The organism is Aquimarina megaterium XH134 (genome assembly GCF_000520975.1).
Lineage (GTDB): Bacteria > Bacteroidota > Bacteroidia > Flavobacteriales > Flavobacteriaceae > Aquimarina > Aquimarina megaterium.
Map to the genome: position 1 here is coordinate 100217 of NZ_JACB01000036.1, position 22114 is coordinate 122330.

The 22114-nt window shown below is 32.9% G+C and carries 16 protein-coding genes; 6 read left to right on the top strand and 10 right to left on the bottom strand.

Annotation, left to right across the window (positions count from 1 at the left end):
• Positions 1–10 precede the first annotated feature (10 nt).
• From Z053_RS0119320 to Z053_RS0119335, 4 genes are all read right to left on the bottom strand, one after another.
• Positions 11–424: a DoxX family protein gene (locus Z053_RS0119320; protein WP_025666623.1), complete on the bottom strand. Its 414-nt coding sequence runs from the start codon at positions 422–424 to the stop codon at positions 11–13.
• Positions 425–428: 4 nt separating this feature from the next.
• Complete coding sequence (locus Z053_RS0119325; RefSeq protein WP_025666624.1) at positions 429–1175, bottom strand: DUF6503 family protein; 747 nt, start codon at positions 1173–1175, stop codon at positions 429–431.
• A gap of 42 nt (positions 1176–1217) precedes the next feature.
• Positions 1218–2594 (bottom strand): nuclear transport factor 2 family protein, encoded by a 1377-nt coding sequence (locus Z053_RS0119330; RefSeq protein ID WP_035096437.1) that lies wholly within the window; start codon positions 2592–2594, stop codon positions 1218–1220.
• 72 nt (positions 2595–2666) lie between these two features.
• Positions 2667–3497, bottom strand: coding sequence for a class I SAM-dependent methyltransferase (locus tag Z053_RS0119335; RefSeq protein ID WP_160170124.1), 831 nt, complete (start codon positions 3495–3497; stop codon positions 2667–2669).
• A 292-nt stretch (positions 3498–3789) separates the two neighbouring features.
• Between Z053_RS0119335 and Z053_RS0119340 the strand changes: the two genes are divergently transcribed.
• Positions 3790–5412 (top strand): amidohydrolase, encoded by a 1623-nt coding sequence (locus Z053_RS0119340; RefSeq protein ID WP_025666627.1) that lies wholly within the window; start codon positions 3790–3792, stop codon positions 5410–5412.
• Here the strand turns inward: Z053_RS0119340 and Z053_RS0119345 are convergent.
• Positions 5409–6080, bottom strand: coding sequence for an RNA polymerase sigma factor (locus tag Z053_RS0119345; protein ID WP_025666628.1), 672 nt, complete (start codon positions 6078–6080; stop codon positions 5409–5411). The two genes, Z053_RS0119340 and Z053_RS0119345, sit on opposite strands and share 4 nt — an antisense overlap.
• A gap of 111 nt (positions 6081–6191) precedes the next feature.
• On the opposite strand from Z053_RS0119345, the gene Z053_RS0119350 reads away from it, so the two are divergent.
• Entirely contained in the window at positions 6192–6572 is a 381-nt protein-coding gene (locus tag Z053_RS0119350; RefSeq protein WP_025666629.1) for a hypothetical protein, read from the top strand.
• 94 nt (positions 6573–6666) lie between these two features.
• Here the strand turns inward: Z053_RS0119350 and Z053_RS0119355 are convergent, their stop codons facing one another.
• A complete protein-coding gene (locus Z053_RS0119355; protein WP_051476096.1) occupies positions 6667–7437 on the bottom strand; it encodes a hypothetical protein in 771 nt (256 codons plus the stop codon).
• A gap of 443 nt (positions 7438–7880) precedes the next feature.
• Between Z053_RS0119355 and lodA the strand changes: the two genes are divergently transcribed.
• The 3 genes from lodA to Z053_RS0119370 are packed head-to-tail and all read left to right on the top strand — an operon-like array spanning position 7881 to position 12743.
• Entirely contained in the window at positions 7881–9929 is a 2049-nt protein-coding gene (lodA, locus tag Z053_RS0119360; protein ID WP_025666631.1) for a CTQ-dependent lysine 6-oxidase LodA, read from the top strand.
• The gene (gene lodB, locus Z053_RS0119365; RefSeq protein ID WP_025666632.1) at positions 9892–11076 is read left to right on the top strand and encodes a lysine-epsilon-oxidase maturase LodB; all 1185 of its coding nucleotides are present in this window, start codon (positions 9892–9894) and stop codon (positions 11074–11076) included. Before lodA ends, lodB begins: the two co-directional genes overlap by 38 nt.
• Positions 11076–12743: an FAD-dependent oxidoreductase gene (locus tag Z053_RS0119370; RefSeq protein ID WP_025666633.1), complete on the top strand. Its 1668-nt coding sequence runs from the start codon at positions 11076–11078 to the stop codon at positions 12741–12743. The genes lodB and Z053_RS0119370 overlap by 1 nt, the downstream gene beginning before the upstream one ends.
• 200 nt (positions 12744–12943) lie before the next feature.
• Here Z053_RS0119370 and Z053_RS0119375 read toward each other — a convergent pair whose 3' ends face one another.
• Positions 12944–13654, bottom strand: a complete 711-nt coding sequence (locus Z053_RS0119375) for a class I SAM-dependent methyltransferase (RefSeq protein ID WP_025666634.1) — start codon at positions 13652–13654, stop codon at positions 12944–12946.
• A gap of 70 nt (positions 13655–13724) precedes the next feature.
• Between Z053_RS0119375 and Z053_RS0119380 the strand changes: the two genes are divergently transcribed.
• Positions 13725–14219, top strand: a complete 495-nt coding sequence (locus tag Z053_RS0119380) for a YkgJ family cysteine cluster protein (RefSeq protein ID WP_025666635.1) — start codon at positions 13725–13727, stop codon at positions 14217–14219.
• A 94-nt stretch (positions 14220–14313) separates the two neighbouring features.
• Here Z053_RS0119380 and Z053_RS0119385 read toward each other — a convergent pair whose 3' ends face one another.
• The 3 genes from Z053_RS0119385 to Z053_RS0119395 all read right to left on the bottom strand — a co-directional run bounded on the left by Z053_RS0119385 (position 14314) and on the right by Z053_RS0119395 (position 22088).
• A complete protein-coding gene (locus tag Z053_RS0119385; RefSeq protein ID WP_025666636.1) occupies positions 14314–14994 on the bottom strand; it encodes a Lipl32 family lipoprotein in 681 nt (226 codons plus the stop codon).
• Positions 14995–15302: 308 nt separating this feature from the next.
• Complete coding sequence (locus tag Z053_RS28960; protein WP_025666637.1) at positions 15303–17162, bottom strand: leucine-rich repeat domain-containing protein; 1860 nt, start codon at positions 17160–17162, stop codon at positions 15303–15305.
• Positions 17163–17279: 117 nt separating this feature from the next.
• Positions 17280–22088: a tetratricopeptide repeat protein gene (locus tag Z053_RS0119395; RefSeq protein ID WP_025666638.1), complete on the bottom strand. Its 4809-nt coding sequence runs from the start codon at positions 22086–22088 to the stop codon at positions 17280–17282.
• Between the last annotated feature and the right edge of the window lie 26 nt (positions 22089–22114).

The window sequence follows — 22114 nt, forward strand, 5'->3', positions numbered from 1 at the left end:
TTTTTAGAGTTTAAGGTTTACTTATAGATAGTTTACCTGATCCCATAAATATAAAGGCAAGGCAACAGAATAATATAGCCAATGCTGGTGTCATGGCCTCAATACTATCGCCAAGACGTATATGTACCAGTACTGCTATTATAAAATTGATTACCAGAACTAATGAAGCTAATCGTATATGATAACCGATAAGAATCAACAAGCCTCCTATAGCTTGTATATATACAGATAGGATAGCGCTAATTACAGGAAAAGGAAAACTGTTGATGTGAAGGAAACCAGAAAACTCTAACATTCGTTCCCAACTAACGATATTATCTATTACTCCATATAGCAAACGTAAACCCACAAAAATTCGTAGAATGAAAATTCCAATATATGCTTTGGAGCTTAATTTTTGTTTCAAATCATATGTTCTACTCATACATTTACTTATTTTGAACTACCTCTTTCACTATGATATCAGATCCCGAATATGCATCGGTATCATATTCGTGCCAATGTCGTATTCTTGGGACTTTAACTCCTTCAATAGTAATCTCACCAGAAAAATAAAGACGTTCTCCTTTTTCAGGATCATCAGGAAATACAATTTCGATACCTAGTAAAGTATAATCTTTTTGAGAAATAAATACATTCCAGTGTTTAGAAAATATAGCTTCTTTCAAGACAAGTTCGATTTTATAACTATCTGTGTCGCTAAATATGGCTTTACTTGCTTTACCATAAGTGTCAACTGTTGCGTTATTTAGAGACATAGGTAAGCCAATTAAATGCTGATAAAATTTTTGATAGCTAAGATTTCGCTCTGGTTGTAGTCGATATTTTTTTATTTGAATACTATCTGTATTAATCTCTCCATCCAAAAGTGTTCTTGAGATTCCTTTTTCATCTATGATGTGTGTAGATATATGCTGATCTCTATTTCTTGTTAATTCAAAGCTATTGTCATTATTGTTCATTTTTAAGATAGAATACCGGTGAGGGTTGGATAAACGAGGTTCTTGGATATGAACTTTGAGATTGGTCATCGACCAACGATTATCGGGGTCGTATGTTTTTGTGCTTTTTTGAAGAATGACTTGAGGATCTAGTAGTTGTTGATCTTTTTGAGAGTTACAACTTAATCCAATACATATGGTAAGGATTAAGATGTAGTATAATTTGTTATACATGATCTTCATGTTTTTATTTTTATGAAATTTAAGTTTTTATTTTTAATTCGATTCAATTTTACTATCATGAAATCCTGTACGTTTCCATAGGCTACCATCTTTCACCCATACATGGGTTACTCTATATTGACTTTCTTTGAGTTTTCCATCTCGAATATCTGAAGTTATTATTTTTGCGGTAACAATTGCAAAGTTGTCATATAGCTCGAGTTGAGTTTCTTTCATTTCATACTTGGTAACTACCAAATTACCATCATCAATATCTTTTTTTCTATTTTTTAAATATTTTAACCATGCTGTTTTTCCTATCGATTTTGATGTTCCGTTAGTATGCTGATACTTACCGGTTATCAAACTCTCGAGTCTTGTAATATTACCTTCTTTAAATGCTGTATTAAAAATAGTAATTGTTCGGGCAAGTTCCAGCTTATCAGATATAGAATTAATTACGTTTTCTATTGCAATATCTAGTTCGGTTTCATCAACCAGATAAGAAGCAAAATACTTATGTATGGCGTTCTGATAAAAACTAAAAACGTTCTCACGATTCATATATAGCGTATAGTCATTAATTCCTTGTTCTAAAAATGCTTCCTGGCTTACTTTTCCTGCTGTATAGAACAATATAGCATGCCAGAGATTTTTTGGAGGCTTTACTTTTAACTTCTCACTTGCTCTATTTATACTTTCTGCGATAGCTCCTTTTTGTCCTTTTATTATAGTATGACTTGCTTCGTGAAATAAGGTTTCTACCCAATCGCCTGCTATTTCTGGATAATTAATAACAGTACTTAATACAATAGAGCTAGGAATTCGACTTAATGTAAAAGCGCCACCTCCCGGACTTTTTATCGAAAGATCAATGCGCATTTTGGTATCCTGCCATTTTGCCTGAGCTAATTTTGCCATTCGAGAAATGACAATATCTTCTGTTTTTTTGATAAGATCAATATTCTCCTGTAACTTATCTGTGTTGATTTGTCGATGAATTTTCCAAAAATGAGTACTATAGATTGGTTTAAATTCGTTGAGGTTTTTTATAAAAAGAATTTCGAACCTGGATTCAGGAAGCATATCTTGCTCATTATAGTTAATAATCCATTTTCTAAACCCTATCAATTCCTGGTTGAAATGATTTTTTAAATCTATATGATCTTTATAGTAGGTTATGGTTTTTTGAAAAACTACTTTTTCTTTTTGACTAAGTTTTTGCCAAATCCCTTTTTTAACCAGCTTATCTAATGGTTTTTCATACGATGCAATAGCAGTTTCATATAAGTAGAAGTGAAGATTAATCCAGAAGTTATTATGAAATTCAAAATATCTTGTGGTTTCAATGCTTGATGCTTTAGATTGTGCGATCAAAGAATAATTGAATATCAAAATAATATATAGTATAACAATATGTCTACATTTCATGTATTTGCTCTTATTTATCATTTAAATAATTATTAATAGTATGAGATATAACTTTCGGTACGATCCAATTCCTTATTTTTCTGCAACAATAAACATTTTTTTAGCATCAGTAGTATAAGGTTCTTTTTGATGCCCTCCTTCTATAGTTTTTATGTTAAACCCGACTTGTTTAAGCATTAGTTTGATTTCAAATGGAAATATAATACGCCATTTCATACTATAATTTTTGCGTTTTAATGTACCGTCAGGAAGTACTTCGTCATACCAGCCATATAATTCCTGAACCTGGTTTTTGTTCATAGGTCCTGATGCTGCAAATCTTGTGTATGAATTACCGGTATGTGAATTTTTTCTTGTAAAAAATGGTTTGGGTATGGCATCGCCAGATAGGTTTAAAATAAATGGATTCATAAGATCTATTACTATTAATCCATCCTTAGACATATGATTATAAATACTAGATAAGGCCTTGCATTGACTATCAAAATCAGGAATACACATTAGACTATTAAACGCACAGATTACCAATTTGTAATCTGTTTTATCCAAATTCAACAAGGTTATATCTTGCTCAATTAATTTTATGTTTTGACGAACATCTTCATTTTCTCTTTGTAAATTATGTTCAAATTGTTCCAATATACCTCTAGAGTTATCAACTCCAGTAACTCGATGACCAGCTTTGGCCAATGGTATAGTTACACGGCCCGATCCACAACATAATTCGAGGATATCTTCATTACTTTTTGATGCAAAATCAAGAAAACGATCAACATCATGTTTAAGACCCTGTGAGGAAACGATATCATCGAAGTTTTTAGAAAAAACTGAATGTTCTTCTGAGGGATAATCACTATCATAATATTGTATTGAAGCATGATCCTCTGGTAAGTTTGTATTCATAAATTTGTTTTTAGGTATAGCCGTTGCCAAAAGACTATGTAGTATCTCTATTCGTTTTTTGATTGATACTTTTATGCCGATTGTGGTCAAAAGTATCATTTCCTTTTATGAATAAATCGTGAGTTTTGGTATCAAACGGTCTCACTTTTATGAAATGAGACAACTCTTAACAGTTTTTATGAATTTGAGTACAATATGGTTATTAAAGTAGGATTCTTATTATATTAAGAAAACCTTAACCACTACACCCATAAGATATATTTACATTTAGAGCTTTAAAAACTCGACAATAATGAAAAAATCATCCTTACTATTAGTTATTACTGTATTACTTTTTTCTTGTAAGAAACCAGTTGAAGTAGACTTATTGGTTATTAATGCAAATGTATATACTGTAGAGGATACGAATCCAAAAGCAGAGGCATTTGCTATAAAGGGAGGTAAATTTATTGCTGTAGGGAGTAACGATGAAATCTTAAAGGGGTATACGACAGCTAATACTTTGGATGCAGGAGGAAAAACAATAGTACCTGGATTGATTGATGCACATTGTCATTTTTATGGCCTTGGATTACAACAGCAAAAAGTAGATTTGATGGGAACCAAAAGCTATGCAGAAGTATTGGATAGGATTGTCGCTTTTCAGAAAGAAAAAAATGTATCATTTGTTACGGGGCGAGGATGGGATCAAAATGATTGGGAGGTAAAAGAATTTCCGACCAAAGAAAAATTAGATAGCTTGTTTCCTGACACTCCTGTGGCAGTAACCCGAGTAGATGGCCATGCGATGATAGCAAATCAAAAAGCATTAGACCTGGCTAAAATTACGGTAGATACTAAAGTAGAAGGTGGAGAGATACTTCAAAAAGATGGAAAACTTACCGGTGTATTAATCGATAACCCTATGGGATTGATTGGTGCAGTTATCCCTAAACCCACAGTGCGAGAGCAAATACAGGCTTTAAAAGACGCCGAAAAAATTAATTTTGGGTATGGACTAACAACTGTAGATGATGCGGGATTGAGCCCCGAAGTAATTACACTAGTAGATAGCTTACAGAAAATAAACGAACTTAAAATCAGGATGTACGCTATGGTAAGTAATGTGCCCGAATATGTAGATCATTATCTAAAGAATGGAGTACATAAAACAGATAAGTTAAATGTTTCTTCTTTCAAAGTATATGCTGATGGAGCATTAGGATCTAGAGGAGCTACATTAAAACGACCATATGCAGATAAGGAAAATCATTATGGAGCTATGGTCATCGGAAACGATGATTTTAAAACTCTGGCAAAACGATTAGCAGGATCGCCTTTTCAGATGAATACTCATGCTATTGGGGACTCGGCAAATGCAGTAGTAATGAAAACGTATTATGATGTGCTTCAAAATAAATCGGATAGAAGATGGAGAGTAGAGCATGCCCAGGTGGTGGCTCCCGAAGAATTTGAAATCCTTAATAATAATCTGGTCATGAGTGTACAACCAACTCATGCTACAAGCGATATGTATTGGGCAGATGAACGATTAGGAGAAGAACGTATAAAAGGAGCATATGCATATAAAAAATTATTAGAAAAAACGGGTAGAATTGCTTTGGGTACAGATTACCCTGTAGAGCATGTAAGTCCATTCTATACTTTTTATGCTGCGGTAGCCCGAAAAGATCTAAAGCAATATCCAGAAGGTGGTTTTCAAAAAGAAAATGCACTTAGTAGAGAAGAAACTCTGAAAGGAATGACGCTTTGGGCAGCTTACAGTAACTTTGAAGAATACGAAAAAGGAAGCATAACTGCAGGTAAATTTGCAGATTTTGTAATCCTTGAAGATAATATTATGGAAATTGATGAAGACCAAATTCCAAATATAAAAGTGAAAGCTACTTATATTGATGGAGAAAAGGTGTATTAGATCGCATTCATTACTTTATCTACGATAGTATCACATTTACTAAATCCAAATTCGAAGATATCGGTATCCTGAGAGAGTTCATAGAGTTCTTCTCTAATCATATCTTTGGCACGATGTAGGCGAACCTTTACATTAGAAACCGTTAATCCCAAACAATCTGATATTTCGGCCATACTCATCCCTTCAATTTCTCTAAGAACATAAACGGTTCGATATTTTACATCTAATAGATCAATCGTATTTTCTAAGATCTGTTTTGCTTCTTGTCGTATCATTTTTTTTTCAGGATTTAATTGTTCCGTATCAGGAATCTCGAGAACAAAATCATTCGATACGCTATTTTCAGATTTATATAAATTAAGATATTTTCCTTTTGTTTTTAATCGAGCTAGAGTTTCATTTATTCCAATTCGTATCAACCAGGTAGAGAATTGTGAGTTGTGCTTAAACTGGTAGAGTTTTTCATAGGCTTTTAAATAAGTGTTTTGCATTATGTCTTCTATTTCTGCAAGATCATTTATATAACTTCGAATAACTCGATATAGTTTTTGATTATTTCTTCTTAACAAGATTTCATACAACTCTTTTTCTCCAGAATGAATACGGCATATTACATCAGAATCTGATATTTTATGAGTTTTATAATCATTGATTTTAATGGGTTCCATAGCTTGTCATTTATAGCTTAGATGAAAAACTGCATAAAAAGTTACAAAACTTTGTAACCAAAAAGTTGATTTTTTATCTAAAAACCGAATAACAAAAAAATATTTGAAATTATGGATTCGCAGATTAAGACAGTTTTTACACTACTAAAATATACATATGGCCTTGTGCCCATAGTTGCCGGATTAGACAAATTTACCAATATACTTACAGATTGGAGCCAATATGTTTCTCCTGGATTTGCAGCTATATTACCTTTTGAAGCCAAAACATTTATGAGTATTGTAGGGGTGATCGAAATTATAGCAGGTATTTTAGTGCTTTATCGTCCCAAGATAGGCGGATATGTAGTTATGGGATGGCTATTAGCTATAGCATTAACTCTTCTATTTAGCGGGCATTATATTGATGTAGCCGTAAGAGATGTTGTGATGGCAATAGGAGCACTCTCATTAGTAAAACTAGCAAGTTCTATAGTAGAACAAAAAGTATAAGCAGATTAGAAAAGAGAAAGATTAGCGTATTAGGAATGCCAGTGATTTTTTTCAAGAAAGCATCATCAGTATAAAAGGGTGGTGCTTTCTTATTTTACTTTCCTCCATTTGCTTGCAGATCGGCAATGCATTGGGCATCTAGTTCTGGGATTATATCACCCATACCCATCATCCCGCTACCAAATTCTATTGCGGCTTCCATCAAACAGTTTGATACATTACAGTGATTACTCGCATCTGGATCTTCATGCTCAGATTGTAAAGGAGTACCGAGGTTTACCAGCCCCATTAGATGAGAGAATTCATGGTTTAGCGTAGCAGTTTCTATGGCGCTAAGAGAAGGAGAATTTGGCCTTACGCTTAATGCGCGTAATGTACCTTCATAAATTACCATCGAAGTATTTAGGTACGCAGAACCTAAAGTTACTTGCTCATTAGTGTCATTTTCTTTACTTCCATCTGCAAAATATACATATACAGTGATATCATCTTCCTTATTAAATAGTGTTCTGGTAGCGTTTTCTATTTCTGCAATCTCTTCAATAGAAAAAGGGGCTTTACCAGAAGAAGGTATAGAACGTTGTGTAATGGTAATTCCGTCGGGCTTAAATAATCGATCTTGTAAAAATTCTCTAAACCCTTGTATTGCTTGTGAGGTTGGTTCGAATCCTTGTACAGCTACGATCTCAATAGTTATGCTATTAAAATTGGTTGCACTTAGCAGGTCATTTGCAGAGCTACCTAGAGGTTTTTTGTTGTTTGCCTGTAAGGTGTTTGTAACTAGTGTGTTATCGTCGTCATCAGAACATCCAATGAGAATAAAAGAAGAGATCAACAGGTAACCAAAGAGCTTTGTTATTTGCACAGGATTTCTTTTTAAAGAGGTTATGACTAGTAAATAAACGAATTTACATCGCTTCTTATTTCTAGTTTAAGGTTGTTTTGTTAAATGATTTCTTTGCCACAAAGATTGTACCATCAATGTTGTTAGGAAGTTTTGGTCTTTGAGGAACTGTGTATGTGTCTGGTTTTAAGAAATTTGTGAGAGCGAAGCTAAATGCAAATCTATAACCGTATTTATACGTGTTTTTACAGATAAAGACATTTTTTTAGAATTTTCAATAGTATTGAAGGCTGATTTTTAAGTACATTTAATATAGGAATGCTTTTCATATTAAACTTATGAAAGTCTTATTTTTTTGAAAAATGAATATAGTTACAAACATGTAAATAGCATTTTCTAGAAAAAATCTTTTTAAACATATTCTAGATCTTAAAATCAAAAATTAACCAAAAAATTAAAATCAAATGCAATTATCCATTCACCCATCTATTGGAGTTGCCCGATTAGGAAACAGTACAACCGAACTTTGTTTATCACCAGATCAGATAGGAGGACTTCCTTTTGATTGTGATGAACATGGGAATCTAACAGGGCCAATTAAAGAATTTAAAGATGCTAAAGGTCTTATTAAAAGACAGGGTCAACCTTTTAAAATATTTGATGAAAATCAGAATGAAATCACTCTGGATTCTGAGCATATCAAATCTATTGAATGGACGGTACATTTGGCGAATAAAAAAGCAGCATGGTATCAGTTTAGTGAACTTGAAGGAAATTTATTATTCGGTCCTGAAAACAGTTATGAAAATCGTGGAGTACCCTTACGAAATCCTGATACGACCGATAGACAAACCTTAATTATAGATCCAGGGCCTAGAACTATCCTGGGAAAGAATCAATCAATCGCTTTTGATAAAGAAAATGTACCAAATGGATATCCGGCACGATTCCCTCCTTCAAAGGTAAAATATGGATTACCTGTAGAAAAATTAGGAGATTTATTGACAGATGATAAAGGACGACTCATTGTATTTGGTGGATACGGGCATGCAGGAGGAAATGAACCCTTAACAAGTTATGGAGGCTCTAATACTTGGCACGATGATATTTCAGATGGAACGGTATATTGTACCGTTACAGATACAGATGATAATGAATATAAGCTTTCAGCGTGGGTGATTATAGGATCTCCTGATTTTGCTCCAGAGATTGTAAATATTTCTACCCTAAGTGATACGATGTTTGATGTTGGGGTGCGTAATTTTGATTTGGATCCAGATATGTATTCAAAGACTACAGGTGAATGGAACACCAGTTTTATTGTAGATTTTAAAAGAGACATACTTCCTATTATCAATAGGATAAGTCGTTACCAATGGGTTTCCAACGTTCAGTCGATGATGGCATTTACTAGTAACATTTTTGATTTTTCAGATCCATCAGATGGAAATAAAGAAAACCGTAAGCAATATCTATCTTATTTCAGAAACAATGATGCCCAACCGCCAGTGCCTCCACATTTACCACAACAACAATTGTTTAAAGAAAATGAAGGTGATATTTTTCCGATGATGCCATTGAATTCTGGTAGTAATTCTGTAAGCAATATCAATGTCAATAAATTTATGGCATTAAATGAAACCCAGTTGTTTTTATTAGAACAATGGGCAGAAGGAAAATTTGTTAATAATGAAACTCCACAAGAATATCCTATTAACCCAATGGATACGGTAGGAGTAGGAAACTGTGTAGGGTTACCGATGTGTCCTGGTATTGAAGTTACATGGAGTATGCAAAATGATGTAATTTATGAGGCACCATATGTAATCAAACAGTATGAAAATGAAGAGTATTATGTGCAACATGGATTGAACCCTTCTAGAGATGAGAGTGAAGGTGGTGGTTGTGAACCTGGAGATTTAACCAAAAGAATGGCATGCCCATGGCAAGCCGACTTTTTTCAATGTACAGTCCAGTATATCAATTTTACCGTACCCTCCATCAATAAAATAACACTTAGTAATGGGACTAATGTTCCGTTACCACCTACTTACTATACATATTGGTGGCCGCCACAAAGCCCTTGGGATGTGATCGTAGGTGAATTTACGGATAAGGGACAAGGACAAACGCACTTACCTGCTGGACAACAGGTTAATTATGCCCGTGGTATCAACAGTTTTGTACAAATGGTGGAGTATTGGTATGCACTTGGGTTTATCAGAGATAAAAATGGGGCAACTCCAGGATATCCATACATTGTAGAGACCGAAAGAAATAATGAACAATTCTCTTATAAAGAAGTGCCCGTAGGAGAGATCACCGGAAATGATGCTGATAATGACACCACTATCCCCGTATTTTTTATTGAGCAGAATAAGCATGAAGTAAAAAAGAAAAGCAATAAGGCAAAACTATTGATAGAGCACTTAGAAATGGTCGTGTTTAATAAGATTGAAATAGCGCCAGAAGGGCTTGAAATGCCTCGATCTGGAACAAGAAGCAGAAGGTAATACAATGGCATATCAATTTAAAACAGATGTACTTATTGTAGGTGGAGGCCCAGCAGGGGCTTCCACCGCATTAAGTTTATTAAAATATTCAGATCTTAAGGTAACGATTGTTGAACAAAGTGATTTAGATACCTTAAGGGTAGGGGAACAGGTAAGTCCAGCAATATTTGACTTACTTGCTTATATGAATATCGACCGAACAGATTTTGAAACAAATAGCTTTATATATGGTTATAACCATGTAGCTGCCTGGGGTAGTGCTAACCTGTCCTCGAGGTATTCTATTTCAAGCACAGTAGAGGATAGTATACAACTGGATAGGAAAGCTTTTGATTTATTATTATTAGAACGAGCTGGCCAAAGAGGAGCAAGCATTTTACCCAGAACCAGATGTATTGATTTTAAGCAAACCAAAGAAGGAGACTGGACGATTGAACTTAAGCATAAAACCAAAGGTGATATTTTGGTAAAGACAAACTTTTTGGTCGATGCTACGGGACGGCAAAATGCTGTGTCCAGAAATTTGGGATTAAAACCCCTAAAAAGTGATGAATTAGTAGCAATAGGGACCTTTATAACTTTTGAAAAAGGAAAAGTGCCTGCACAAGAAGTGTTATTAGAAACAGTAGAAGAAGGTTGGTGGTACTGTGCTACCTTACCCAATGACAAAATAGGACTAACACTATTTACAGATGCAGGAATTGCAAAGGAAAAACAACTTCAGAAGACACATCAATTTAATCAATTACTTTTAAATACTAGATATATCAAAAATAAAATAAAACAAGGGGTTTCATATCAATCGCCTTGGGTACGGAATGCTTATTCAAAATTGATAGATATTACTCCTATAAAAAATTATATCGCTGTTGGTGATGCCATAGCGTCTTTTGATCCCATTTCTTCTATGGGAATTGGATTTGCCCTTAGTTCGGCTTGTCACGCTTCTAAAACGATCATTGATTTTGAAAATAACAGGGACGATACGTATAGATTAGATTATCAAAACAATATCAATACTATTTATAAAGATTACCAACAGACTAAAAATCAATTTTATACAACAGAACAACGTTGGAAAGAATCCGAATTTTGGCAACAAAGACTGATGAGTAATACTATAAAATCAAAAATAAAATCATACTGATGATACAAGAACCTTTACACACAGTTTCAGAACTACTGAAAGACAATATTGATGCATTTTTAAAAGAACTGAATAGCCATCTTCCTTCAAATATAACAATATCTACCAATTGGGGAGGATTAGATAACGTGTATAAACATAATAAGAATAGTCAAATTTTTAACAGAAGACTTCAATACAATCCTTTTGTTATCGTGTACTGCGAAAACGAATCTGATGTAGTAATTACGTATAAAGCAGCTATAGATAACAAATTACCAATTCGGGTTCGTGCTGGGGGACATGATCATGAGGGAGAATGCACTGGGACAAATGTGGTATTGATTGATGTTTCAAAAATGGCTTCGTTAACTATTGATCCGGTAACCAAGATTGCCAGTATAGGCCCAGGGATTCGCTTTCAAACGCTTACTTCTAAGCTTGCAGAACAAGATGTAATGATTCCACATGGTACTTGTGCCACTGTAGGAATCGCTGGCTTTACCATGGGAGGTGGCTGGGGGCCCTGGACTCGTAAAATGGGAATGTGCTGTGAACATCTTGTTGGGGCCAATATTCTATTGGGTGATGGAACCCTTCAAAAGCTGGATGTAAAAAATGGTTCTGTGCCTGAATTATTATGGGCACTTAGAGGAGGTGGAGGTATGAGCTATGGTATCATAACCGAATTACGTATACAAACCTTTACCTTACCCGCTGTACTACATCGTTTTGAGGTAGAATGGAATTGTTATGAAGATCAGAAACCAGATACATTAAATGAAGAGGTGCCAACAATTGAAATATTGCAAAAATGGGAAGAGTTAATCGAGTCACCAAATACTTCAAACCTTATAGGAACTAACTTGAAAATAAATGGGAGACCATGGGATACAGGAGAACCTGTAAATATCAACACAGTATATAATAATTGTGTTTTTTATGGATATTGGGAAGGAGATGAGAATAGCTTATGCAAGTTTATAGATGATTATCTTAAAGAAAAAGTTTCGCCTTATACTCTTACCATAGAACCGGCAACCGGAGCAGATTATGCACATAAAAACCAATATGGTTCCCATTTAATGGGGAACTGGGACCGGGAATCACACAACAAAATTTTAAATAAATTAGGGTTGCTTAGAGAAGGAACCCCTTTACAACCAGATTATGATATTCCTGCTCCTCATAAAATCACATCAAGATTAGTCAATAATGATGGATTAGATGCTCAAGGTAAAAATGGATACAAAGCCTTGTTCGAGAGTTTGTTTTCTAATCTTATTTTAGATGGTAACAGGAAATTGGGATTATTTACTTATGTGACTTTAGGAGCTATTGTTGGAGATTATTATATGAAACATGCAGAAAATACGGATAGTGCTTTTCCTTATAAGGACAAACTATATACTATACAATATCAATGCTGGTGGAATACAAAAAAAGAAGAGAAGGAAGAATTTCAAGATAACTTTGTGTATGATAGAACAAACCGTTCATTGGATTGGATAGAAACCAGTCGGGATTTTGATATTCCTAATACTTCAGGGGCTTTTATAAGCTTTAAAGATAGTTCAATCCCAACTAAAACTTATTTTGATAAAAGTTACGAACGTTTAAAAGAAATAAAAGAAACCTATTCCAAAGATCCATATAATCATTTTAGAACCCGAAAGACGATTATTTAAAATGGGATGAGACAAATTTCACTTGTTGAGTATTTGAACATGACCGCAAGGGGCTTTACCAGCGCTTCATTTTGCCCATCGCTATATCGCTGTCGTGTTGCAATTTCTTGTACTTCGCAAAAAAAAGCTCAGGCAGTGGGATTCTCACCGTAATCCTTCACGCAAAACATTTAGGGTTTCTATACTTTGCCAAAGTAAAACTAAGCTAAGGTAAATTTAGCCAGGTAGTCGTTATTTTCTCCTTCAACTATTAATTCTGACAGTAAGCCATTGGCATTAGCTGCATTTTGAAGGGTGTTATAATCAACATATAACCAATCAAACCATTCTGATTCTTGTTCTTTGTATTTTAATTTGTATTGCATTTCTCCATAATATCCAGCAGAGGCATCTACCCAAAAACCTCCATCGTCATCTTGAAAAAGATAGGAAACATCTGATGAATCCATTAAAATTTGACCTCCCGGAGCAAGAAGTGTTTTAATATGAGTAAAAAAACGATCAATGTGATCCAAAGTGCCAATAATACCACTACCATTCATTAACAATAGTATGGTATCATACGTGACATTATTATGATCATAAATATCTTGTGCCATGGCATGATATACCCCTCTTTTTTTACAAACTTCGATAGCGCCTTCGGATATATCTATAGCTTTTACGTCTAACTTTTGATCATTTTGAAGAAACAAACTATGGCTTCCGGCACCACAACCTACATCTAGTACTTTTCCGTATGAAAGCTCTAATGCCTTTTGTTCTATTTTGGGCATTTCGGTATACCCTCTAAATAGGTAAGGAATAGGGATATGATCATCATCAAAATCATTTGCCTGCACAATAATATCTTCTGTGTATTTTTTATTGTAAAAATCTTTGATGGCTTTTCCGAAGATATCTTTATTCATGAGATGCAGTTTGTGATTATAGGAAACGATACTTGGTAATCAGAACTCTCAAAAGTCTTACTTTTGTACTATGCAAGAATTCATAGATCAATTACCAAAACTGGCCAAAGATAAACATAACGAGAACAAAAAGTTCTTTGCTAAACTTAAAAAAAAATCGCCTAAACAACTGGATTATATCATGCAGGAGTTACATGATGAAGAGTTTAGTAATACAGATTGTTTAGAATGTGCGAATTGCTGCAAAACTACGGGACCGTTATTTACAGATAAAGATGTAGATCGGATTTCAAAATTTTTAAAAATTAAACCCAGGCAATTTGAAGATCAATACCTGAGAACAGATGAGGATGGAGACTTGATATTACAACAAACTCCATGTACTTTTCTTGGAGCCGATAATTACTGTGCAATTTATGAGGTAAGACCAAAGGCATGTAGAGAGTACCCTCATACGGATCGTAAAAAGTTTCAACAGATATCTAATTTAACGTTGAAGAATGTAGCAATTTGCCCTGCAGCATATAATATTGTAGAAAAAATGAAATCTAAAATATCTTTATAGCACATATATAAAACAGGTATTCCCATATATTCTTTTAAGAAACATATGGGAATAACCGCAAGTGTGTGCTTATTAAATTAGGATCTATATATTATTATCCCTTTTTTAACTCTTCGATAGTTTTGGCCATTATAACTCCTGGTAATTTGATAGGAGCGGCAACCTGAGCTAAGAAAGTACCTTTTACTTCGCCAGTTTTGTATGTTGTAAATCCAATACGATATAGTCCAGCAGTTAATGCTTTAAGAGGGTCACCAACTTCACTTTTATATCTTAATAATGAATTGTAACTACTTCCGCTAGGCTGCTTAGGCATTTCACTACTGTCATCATTACGCTCTAGAACAGTCCAGTTAGCACTTTTTACAGCTTCTCCAGTAATTTTATCCTTGCTTATGATATCAGAACGCTCTAACGTAATATAAGTATCAAAGAAATCACTAGAACTTGCATTTTCTGTATATGCAGCAGATGCAGTAGCTCCTTTTATTTTGTTTTTACCGACAGGAGACATCATTCTTATACCAAGCTCTGGAGCCACAGCAGGAATCCAAACATAGATATAATAAAATTTCTTACCATCTTTTACTTCATCTTCATTACCGGGTGCAGCATATCCAAGATATGTTACAACATCTGTATAAGGCACCTTTATAGTTTTTGGACCTATCTTTTTTTCGGTTAAACCACCAAATTTCTTCAGTTTTTGTGCTTGAGCATCAATAGAAGTTCCTAAAGCAAATATGCTTAGTAAAATTAAGATTTTTGTTTTCATAAATAATTGATTTGATTTTAGTGATAAATACACACACTTCTTATCACTATAGGTTAGTTTTATTGATAATCTATGATTATCGATTTAATTACAAATATGAGAGTTTATAATTAAAATAAAATATAAAAGATGATACAATTAATTTGAAATAATAATTGTTTAAAATTTCTTTAATAACCAAATATTTTATCCCATTTTAATCCCTCTAGTATAAAGAGTTCTTTTTTTAAAAATCATGTGTTAATTATTTGTTAATTTTTTATACAAGGATGGGGACAAATCTGAACTTTGTGATGAATTATTTTTTATTATAAACAATTATCAGAAAATGTGGTCGCAGGATCTTTTATCCAATTGGTAAGATTTGCAGCATTAGGGTCGTCTACATCCACGCAATTAAGAGAAGGATTATTAGAGCTGTCTACTTTACTTATAGAAGAACTACGTCCATTTTTTAAATTTAGAGAAGTTAATGTATTATTTGAGCAGAGTAACCAGTTTAAAGATGTATTTGAGCTAAGATCTATACTAGTGAGTGAATTATTGGAGCAATCTAACCAGTATAAATAAGTGTTTTTGCTTAAAGCTAAGCTGTTGAATGAATTGTTACTACATTTAAATTTATATAAGTTAATAGCTTTACTTAAATCCAGATTATTAAACTGATTATTTGCACAATCGATCCATGTTAAATAAGGATTATTGCTTAGATCAAGACTGGTAAGTTGATTGTTGTCACAAATCAACCATTCTAAAACTATACTATCATTCACATTTAGACTGGTAAGCTGATTATTATTACAAAAAAGTTGAATCAAGGCAATATTATTGCTAAGGTCAAGATCTGTAATTTGGTTATCATTACACCTTAACCATTTTAGAGCAGAAGTACTGCTTAAATCTAAATTAGTAAGTTGATTATTTTCACACTTTAGTATATTCAATACCGAGTTATTACCCAGAATTAAACTAGTAAGTCGATTGTTAGAACAATAAAGCCATTCTATAGCTGTATTGGTACTTAAATCCAAATTGATAAGTCGATTATCCTGACAACGAAGTTCATCTAAATTTGTACTATTGTCGATATCTATAGTAGTGAGTTGATTTCTTGAACAATTTAAGTAGGTTAAAGCTATAGTATTACTTAGATGTAAATCTGTCAATTGATTGGCTGCACAGTTGAGGTAAGCTAAATCCTTATTATTTCTAAGATCTAAACTGGTAAGTTGACCAGCCGAACATTCTATTTTAGTTAAGGTTGTATTTTTACTTAAATCAATAGTCGTAATTTGATTAATTCCGAAATATAAAAAAGTTAGAGCTATATTATTACTTAGATCTAGATTAGTAAGTTGATTATCGCTGCAATCTAGAGATACTAATTTGGTGTTTTTACTTACATCTAAACTGGTAAGTTGACCAACTGAACATTTAATATTAGTTAAAGCTGTATTTTTACTTAAGTCTATAGTCGTAATTTGATTAAATCCAAAATCTAAGGAAGTTAGAGCTGTATTATTACTTAGATCTAAACTAGTAAGTTGATTGTAGTTACAATCTAGAGATACTAATTTGGTGTTTTTACTTAGATCTAAATTGGTAAGTTGATTACCAGAAATTGATAGATCAGTTAATGCAGTAAAATATTCAATCTCAGATACATTAGAAATTTGACACCCTCTTAATACTAAAGTTTCTGATGATTCTGCTTCTTTATAACTTATTTCTCCATCCTTATTTTTATCGATACTAAACGGGCTTTTTACTAATGCATTTTTAAAATTAAGATCTTCAAAAACAATATTTTCTTTTACAATATTTTTTAACGTTATCGTTATACTCGCTTCTACTACATTATTTACCGATACTATGCCTGTAAGTTTTGCCCTGGCTTCATAATTAAACAACAGGGGATTTTTTACCGTAAGTTTTCCTGTAGTTGCATCTAGAGTAAAAGCACCTTGAGGATTTTCATTTTTAAGATTATATCTTAGAGTTCCACCGTTACCTGCATTTGCATGAATAGCCCCTAACTCTTGCCCTTCTATTGGGTTTTCCTCTATTGTGACTTCAAAGTTTTTTACAGTAATATGAACTTGATCATCATCACTAGAACACCCAATAATAACATAGATAACTATAAGAATAAATTTTAAATTTTTCATCTGTAATACTTTTATATTGTAAAATTCTTACGAAAGATTTATAATTATTTATAAGCATACTACCTTGTTTTCAGGGAAATAGTTTTTTAAAGATAAAGAAAACCGCAAAATCATGAATTAGTTGTTAGACTCATCTTCTACATTATTGATTATTCCTTTATTGGTAGAGATCTCATCCAACATTTCTGAAGAATGTCCATTTTGTTTAGCTTTTTGTACATAGTTTAAGGCTTCTTTTGGGTTTTTAAGTTTATAATATATCTCTGCAATATTGGCGAGGTACATAGGTTCATTGGTGGCGGTTAGCGCAGCGTTTTTAAAATAAGGTAATGCTTCTTCATAGCGTTTTTCAACATCTAATGCACAACCTGTAAGATTGTATAACCGTGCGAGTGTTGCAGCATCATGAGACGCTTTTTTGATATACTCCTCTTGTTTTTCGAGATATGTAGGAATTCCCTCTTTTAACCAAAGTAGGCGTGCTTTTAAGAAATACACCTGGCCAAATTCTGGATCTATTTTTAGAATTGCATCTCCTTTTTGCTCTGCCAATTCGAGGTCTTTATTCTTTAAATCATTCCAGGCAGCCTGAAGCAGTGCGAACTTACTTTTTTCTTTGATGTTGTATAAATCAATTTCTTCAGAGAATTTGTCTTTGTTACCAGCGATAGCTTCGACAATGATTTCGGCCATACTTGCCAGTTCTGGTCTTTTCTGGATATGCTTGTAGGTGTAATGAATGAAGTTGAAAGCTAATAACCTGTCATGATCATAATTTTCATCTTTGGCGATGTTTCTCGATAGTTTTTGGATGAACATATGCTTAAAATCCTTTCCATAAATGTGCTCTCCCTGTTCAAATAGTACATCTATAGTCGCATACCATGATTTTTTATAAGGCTCGGGTTCTATGGTATTATCCCAAATAGGTTTTTCTTCTTCAGATTCAAAACTTTGTAGTATGCGTTTAACCTGTTGTTTTCGATATAACTGTAACAAGAATGTTTCTTCGCTTTCATAGTCATCATCTCCAAAAAGATCGTCATCATATTTCTCATTATATTGTTTAACAGAATTTGCTCTAGAAATCAATTCCTCTGGAAATTTTTCGTGCCCTAATTTAATAAGCATATCACATACGGGAACAATCATATTTTTTATACGATGATTTTGTTTTATATCAGTGTCAGATTCAAATTGCTCAAAAATTTCTAATAAATCCTTTTCAAATGGTCTTATTGAAGCTAAGGGGAGTTTAGAGATGTTTATTATACTTCTATGGCTATCACCGATATAGTTATAATAATCAAGAATATCATACGTATCGGTTAACAATTTTTTGATATAATTGTAGATAGATTTATGAGAATATATTTTATAGCGATAAGCCAGCCTTGCTCTTAGAGATTCATCATCTAGTGTATCAAAAATATCTAATAAGAATGTTTTAATTTCGGGATCTTCAGAAAACTCCTCCCATAGACCATATCTGTTATTCACCAGGATTGATATGTATCCTTCTTTTATATTCAGAACATCTGGTGTTTTTTCTAATACAGGTTTTGGAATACTGTATTTTGCACCATTCAACATGATATTTTTAACAATTTTTCTGTCGGGATGAGAAGTAATGATTTGAAGAGCCTGAGCTTTTAATCTTTGAATAGCAGTCGAAGAATCATTTTCTTTTTGTTTTGGTTCAAAAACTGGTCCGTGAATATACGTCGATGTTATTTTGTTGTTATCTGAAGAAGCGAGAAGGTTTTTAGCGTTATCTTTTGGCTTTTTTGGATTGATTAGCTGTAGTAATTCTTCAAAAATACTTTCTTCATTAACCATTCTGTTTTCTAATTGTTTAATCAGGTTATCATTACTACTAAGTATAATATCTTTAACAGTCTTAGGATCTTGTGACGAACTGATTTCGCGATAAGGATTCCAATTATGATCGGGGAATTCTAAATATCTGGATTCGTTATTTACAAGTATCGAAACGTGTTTTGAAGTCATTGTGTTAAAGCTATCATTCGAGATAATTTTATCCATAACACGATTTAGATCATAATTTATTTTCATGATCTGAGGATCAAAATTAATATCCAAAGTATCAGAGAAATATGGATAAATGTTAAATTCTGAATAGACCATAGGAAGTTCAGATCCCTCATGAAAACCAGATACTATTGCAGGACTTGAGCATTCCTGAAAAGAAAGTGATATCGCTCCATAATCAGGCCTGTGTTCCAGAATTACTTTTCCAATATTAAAATCGGGATGATGTTCTATCAAATGTTCGAAACACTCAATAGCCATATTTTCTAATATATCCTGAACATCAAATTCCTGTTTCTTTTGAGTAAGGTTTTTGTCTTTTTCTAAAATACAGATATCATACTGAGTAAAACCTATAACAATATCTTCATCATACATTGTTGCCATGTTATAGGTTAATCGTTCGTTATATGAATTTTCCTTGTTTAGACTTTCTAACCAATTAACCAGAGTAATCTCACCATCATCATGTTTGTGAAGTGTAGTAAATAGAAAATCATTACCAGTACTGCATAAGGGAATATTAGGTTTTTCTGAAAAATAATAAATAGGAGCAAGGTCATCCCAGTTATAACAAACAAATTTCGGGTCAGCAGGGTTACTTATATCTATTACAGATCGGGAGACCATATAATGTTCAAAAAACTCTACGTGCATATTACCAGGTGTCTTATCTTCTATAATACTGGATAAATATGTGGGATTACTTTTATCTTGGATATCTAGTAGTAGAACTAAGCCAGCACCAGCACCCACAACTAGCAGGTTATCGTTAATATGAAGACTATACCCACTTTCTATAAATACATCTGAAGAAATTGGGTCTGCATCGGGATTAGAAAGATCAAAGATTTCAAGGTATTCATTATTACAAACATATAAATGACCATCTGAAATATTGAGATTACCATATTTTGGCACTTTTTTAGTATTTCTGATGCTACCTTCTATTGGGATAATAGAATTTCCCTGGATTTGATATCTTACGATTCCTCTATCATGATCTGATATATATACTACTTCATTATGGTAAGAATAGTGGTATCTTTTTTTCTTATCTAACTCGATGATACTATGTTTTACTAACACATGAGTATCTGTAATTTCTGCTGTAAAAAGTTCTTTATCACCATTTACTGCGATGAATTGATTTTTGCTAATAGGTACAGCCCAATTTAGATTAACATCTTCAATTTTATGAGTTAGGTAATAACAATCTTCATAAGGTACTTTTTGTATTGCTTGTTTATCTTTTTCTGGGATAACAAGAGAAGAGACTTTTACTTTGGATTTAAAATATTCTTTTTCTTTCTTTTTTGCTAAGTAATTATCATACGCTTGAAGCATATATGGAGAATCTGTAAACTCTTTTTTGAATAGTGTATTATGGGTATCACTAGAAAAGGAAATATTCTGAAAACAATATAATGCACTTTCTTTTTCTTCAAGAATTGTATATAAACGGGTTAATGCTATCGCTGCTCTGTTTGCCGAAGAATACCCTTTGTTTTCTGACATAAAAGAAATGAGCTCATCTTTCAATCTATTAAGCTCATCTTTCTGGTCTTGATATAATCGAATATCAAATAACCATTTTGGCAATAATGCATCTTTTTTTGCTCTTTTATTTTCTATAGAATCATAACACTCATCAAATTCTTCTTTGCGATTAAGGAAATATAAGTTCTCTAGTAGATGTACTTTATAATGATCTGATAATTGTTTTATAGATTTAAGGATTGCTGTCGATTCTTCATACCGTCCTTCAGAAAATAACCTGGCTGTTAAGAATTTTTGCAGATTAGAATAGTTTTTATTGGTATCAGGTAAAAGTTCTAGTGTTTTTCTGAAAGCTTTTTCACCATAATTATAAAGTTTTTCTTCTGCTTTGTATGAAATATCGAGGTTATGTTCCTGTATAGTATTTAACCATTTCGTAAAATTGGATTCGTTATTGATAGGATCGGGAACTTGCGAAGGATCTATTATTTTATCCGGAAACTGTGCCATGAATTCATCAAAGGCATTAAAAAAAGCTTCTTCTGATAAATCACCTTCTTCTTCTTCGATATGGCCCCCATCTAGTTTCCAATCTTCGAATTCATCGGTTAATCTAAAGGTAGCTTTTTCTCTTTCTTTAGATTGTATAAAGCTATACTCGATGTTTTTGATATCATAGGTGTATATATTACTTTCTTCTTCAGGCCCTTCATAGATATTACTTTCTGGATAAAACAAATAAAAACCAGTGTTATAAAACTTTAAGTAGGGATAGGTTAATTTTAATTGAGGCAAGGTAAGCATCACATTATAAAAAGGACCAGAACCATTTGGATGGTTAAAAGCTAATATTCTTACATTACCGTCCTGTTTAAAAGTGAGTTTGTGTGTCACAAAACCCACAACATGTTTGAAATCTTTTTGGGTATAAGAAGTAGCTACTTTTTTTATAGCATTTTCAATTTGAGAAATCAATTCTTCTCGTAAACATATTAAGTAGTTCTTATATAATTGGTCAGATATATGATTAAAAGTAAGCGCAGGCTTTATTTTTGTATATTTTTTATCCTGTTCAGTTGCCTGATCAATAAAAGAAGTGTCTAATTTCTCTCTTTTCTCAAAAGCTTTATCTGCAATGTCTAACCATTCTGATATTGAAATTGTACCAATATCTGCAGCATCACTACTATATCCGGTACCATAATAATATTCATCCCAATCATTGTTATAAGTTACTTTAAGTACATCAAAGTTCGTAGTAGGCGAAATGATAATCATTCGTAGTTCTTCGGGATTAATTTTACCTGATGCAATAGCCTGATCTATGATTTCTTTAAGTTGTTTTTGGATCGATGTAGTGATGTTTAATTGCATAGCATTTTTTCTATAGATTAGTGTTG

What these genes read in the sequence shown, in the direction of transcription:
- Z053_RS0119320 (WP_025666623.1), bottom strand. Translation starts at nt 424, where the DNA reads ATGAGTAGAACATATGATTTGAAACAAAAATTAAGCTCCAAAGCATAT.
- Z053_RS0119325 (WP_025666624.1), bottom strand. Translation starts at nt 1,175, where the DNA reads ATGTATAACAAATTATACTACATCTTAATCCTTACCATATGTATTGGA.
- Z053_RS0119330 (WP_035096437.1), bottom strand. Translation starts at nt 2,594, where the DNA reads ATGAAATGTAGACATATTGTTATACTATATATTATTTTGATATTCAAT.
- Z053_RS0119335 (WP_160170124.1), bottom strand. Translation starts at nt 3,497, where the DNA reads ATGAATACAAACTTACCAGAGGATCATGCTTCAATACAATATTATGAT.
- Z053_RS0119340 (WP_025666627.1), top strand. Translation starts at nt 3,790, where the DNA reads ATGAAAAAATCATCCTTACTATTAGTTATTACTGTATTACTTTTTTCT.
- Z053_RS0119345 (WP_025666628.1), bottom strand. Translation starts at nt 6,080, where the DNA reads ATGGAACCCATTAAAATCAATGATTATAAAACTCATAAAATATCAGAT.
- Z053_RS0119350 (WP_025666629.1), top strand. Translation starts at nt 6,192, where the DNA reads ATGGATTCGCAGATTAAGACAGTTTTTACACTACTAAAATATACATAT.
- lodA (WP_025666631.1), top strand. Translation starts at nt 7,881, where the DNA reads ATGCAATTATCCATTCACCCATCTATTGGAGTTGCCCGATTAGGAAAC.
- Z053_RS0119370 (WP_025666633.1), top strand. Translation starts at nt 11,076, where the DNA reads ATGATACAAGAACCTTTACACACAGTTTCAGAACTACTGAAAGACAAT.
- Z053_RS0119375 (WP_025666634.1), bottom strand. Translation starts at nt 13,654, where the DNA reads ATGAATAAAGATATCTTCGGAAAAGCCATCAAAGATTTTTACAATAAA.
- Z053_RS0119380 (WP_025666635.1), top strand. Translation starts at nt 13,725, where the DNA reads ATGCAAGAATTCATAGATCAATTACCAAAACTGGCCAAAGATAAACAT.
- Z053_RS0119385 (WP_025666636.1), bottom strand. Translation starts at nt 14,994, where the DNA reads ATGAAAACAAAAATCTTAATTTTACTAAGCATATTTGCTTTAGGAACT.
- Z053_RS28960 (WP_025666637.1), bottom strand. Translation starts at nt 17,162, where the DNA reads ATGAAAAATTTAAAATTTATTCTTATAGTTATCTATGTTATTATTGGG.
- Z053_RS0119395 (WP_025666638.1), bottom strand. Translation starts at nt 22,088, where the DNA reads ATGCAATTAAACATCACTACATCGATCCAAAAACAACTTAAAGAAATC.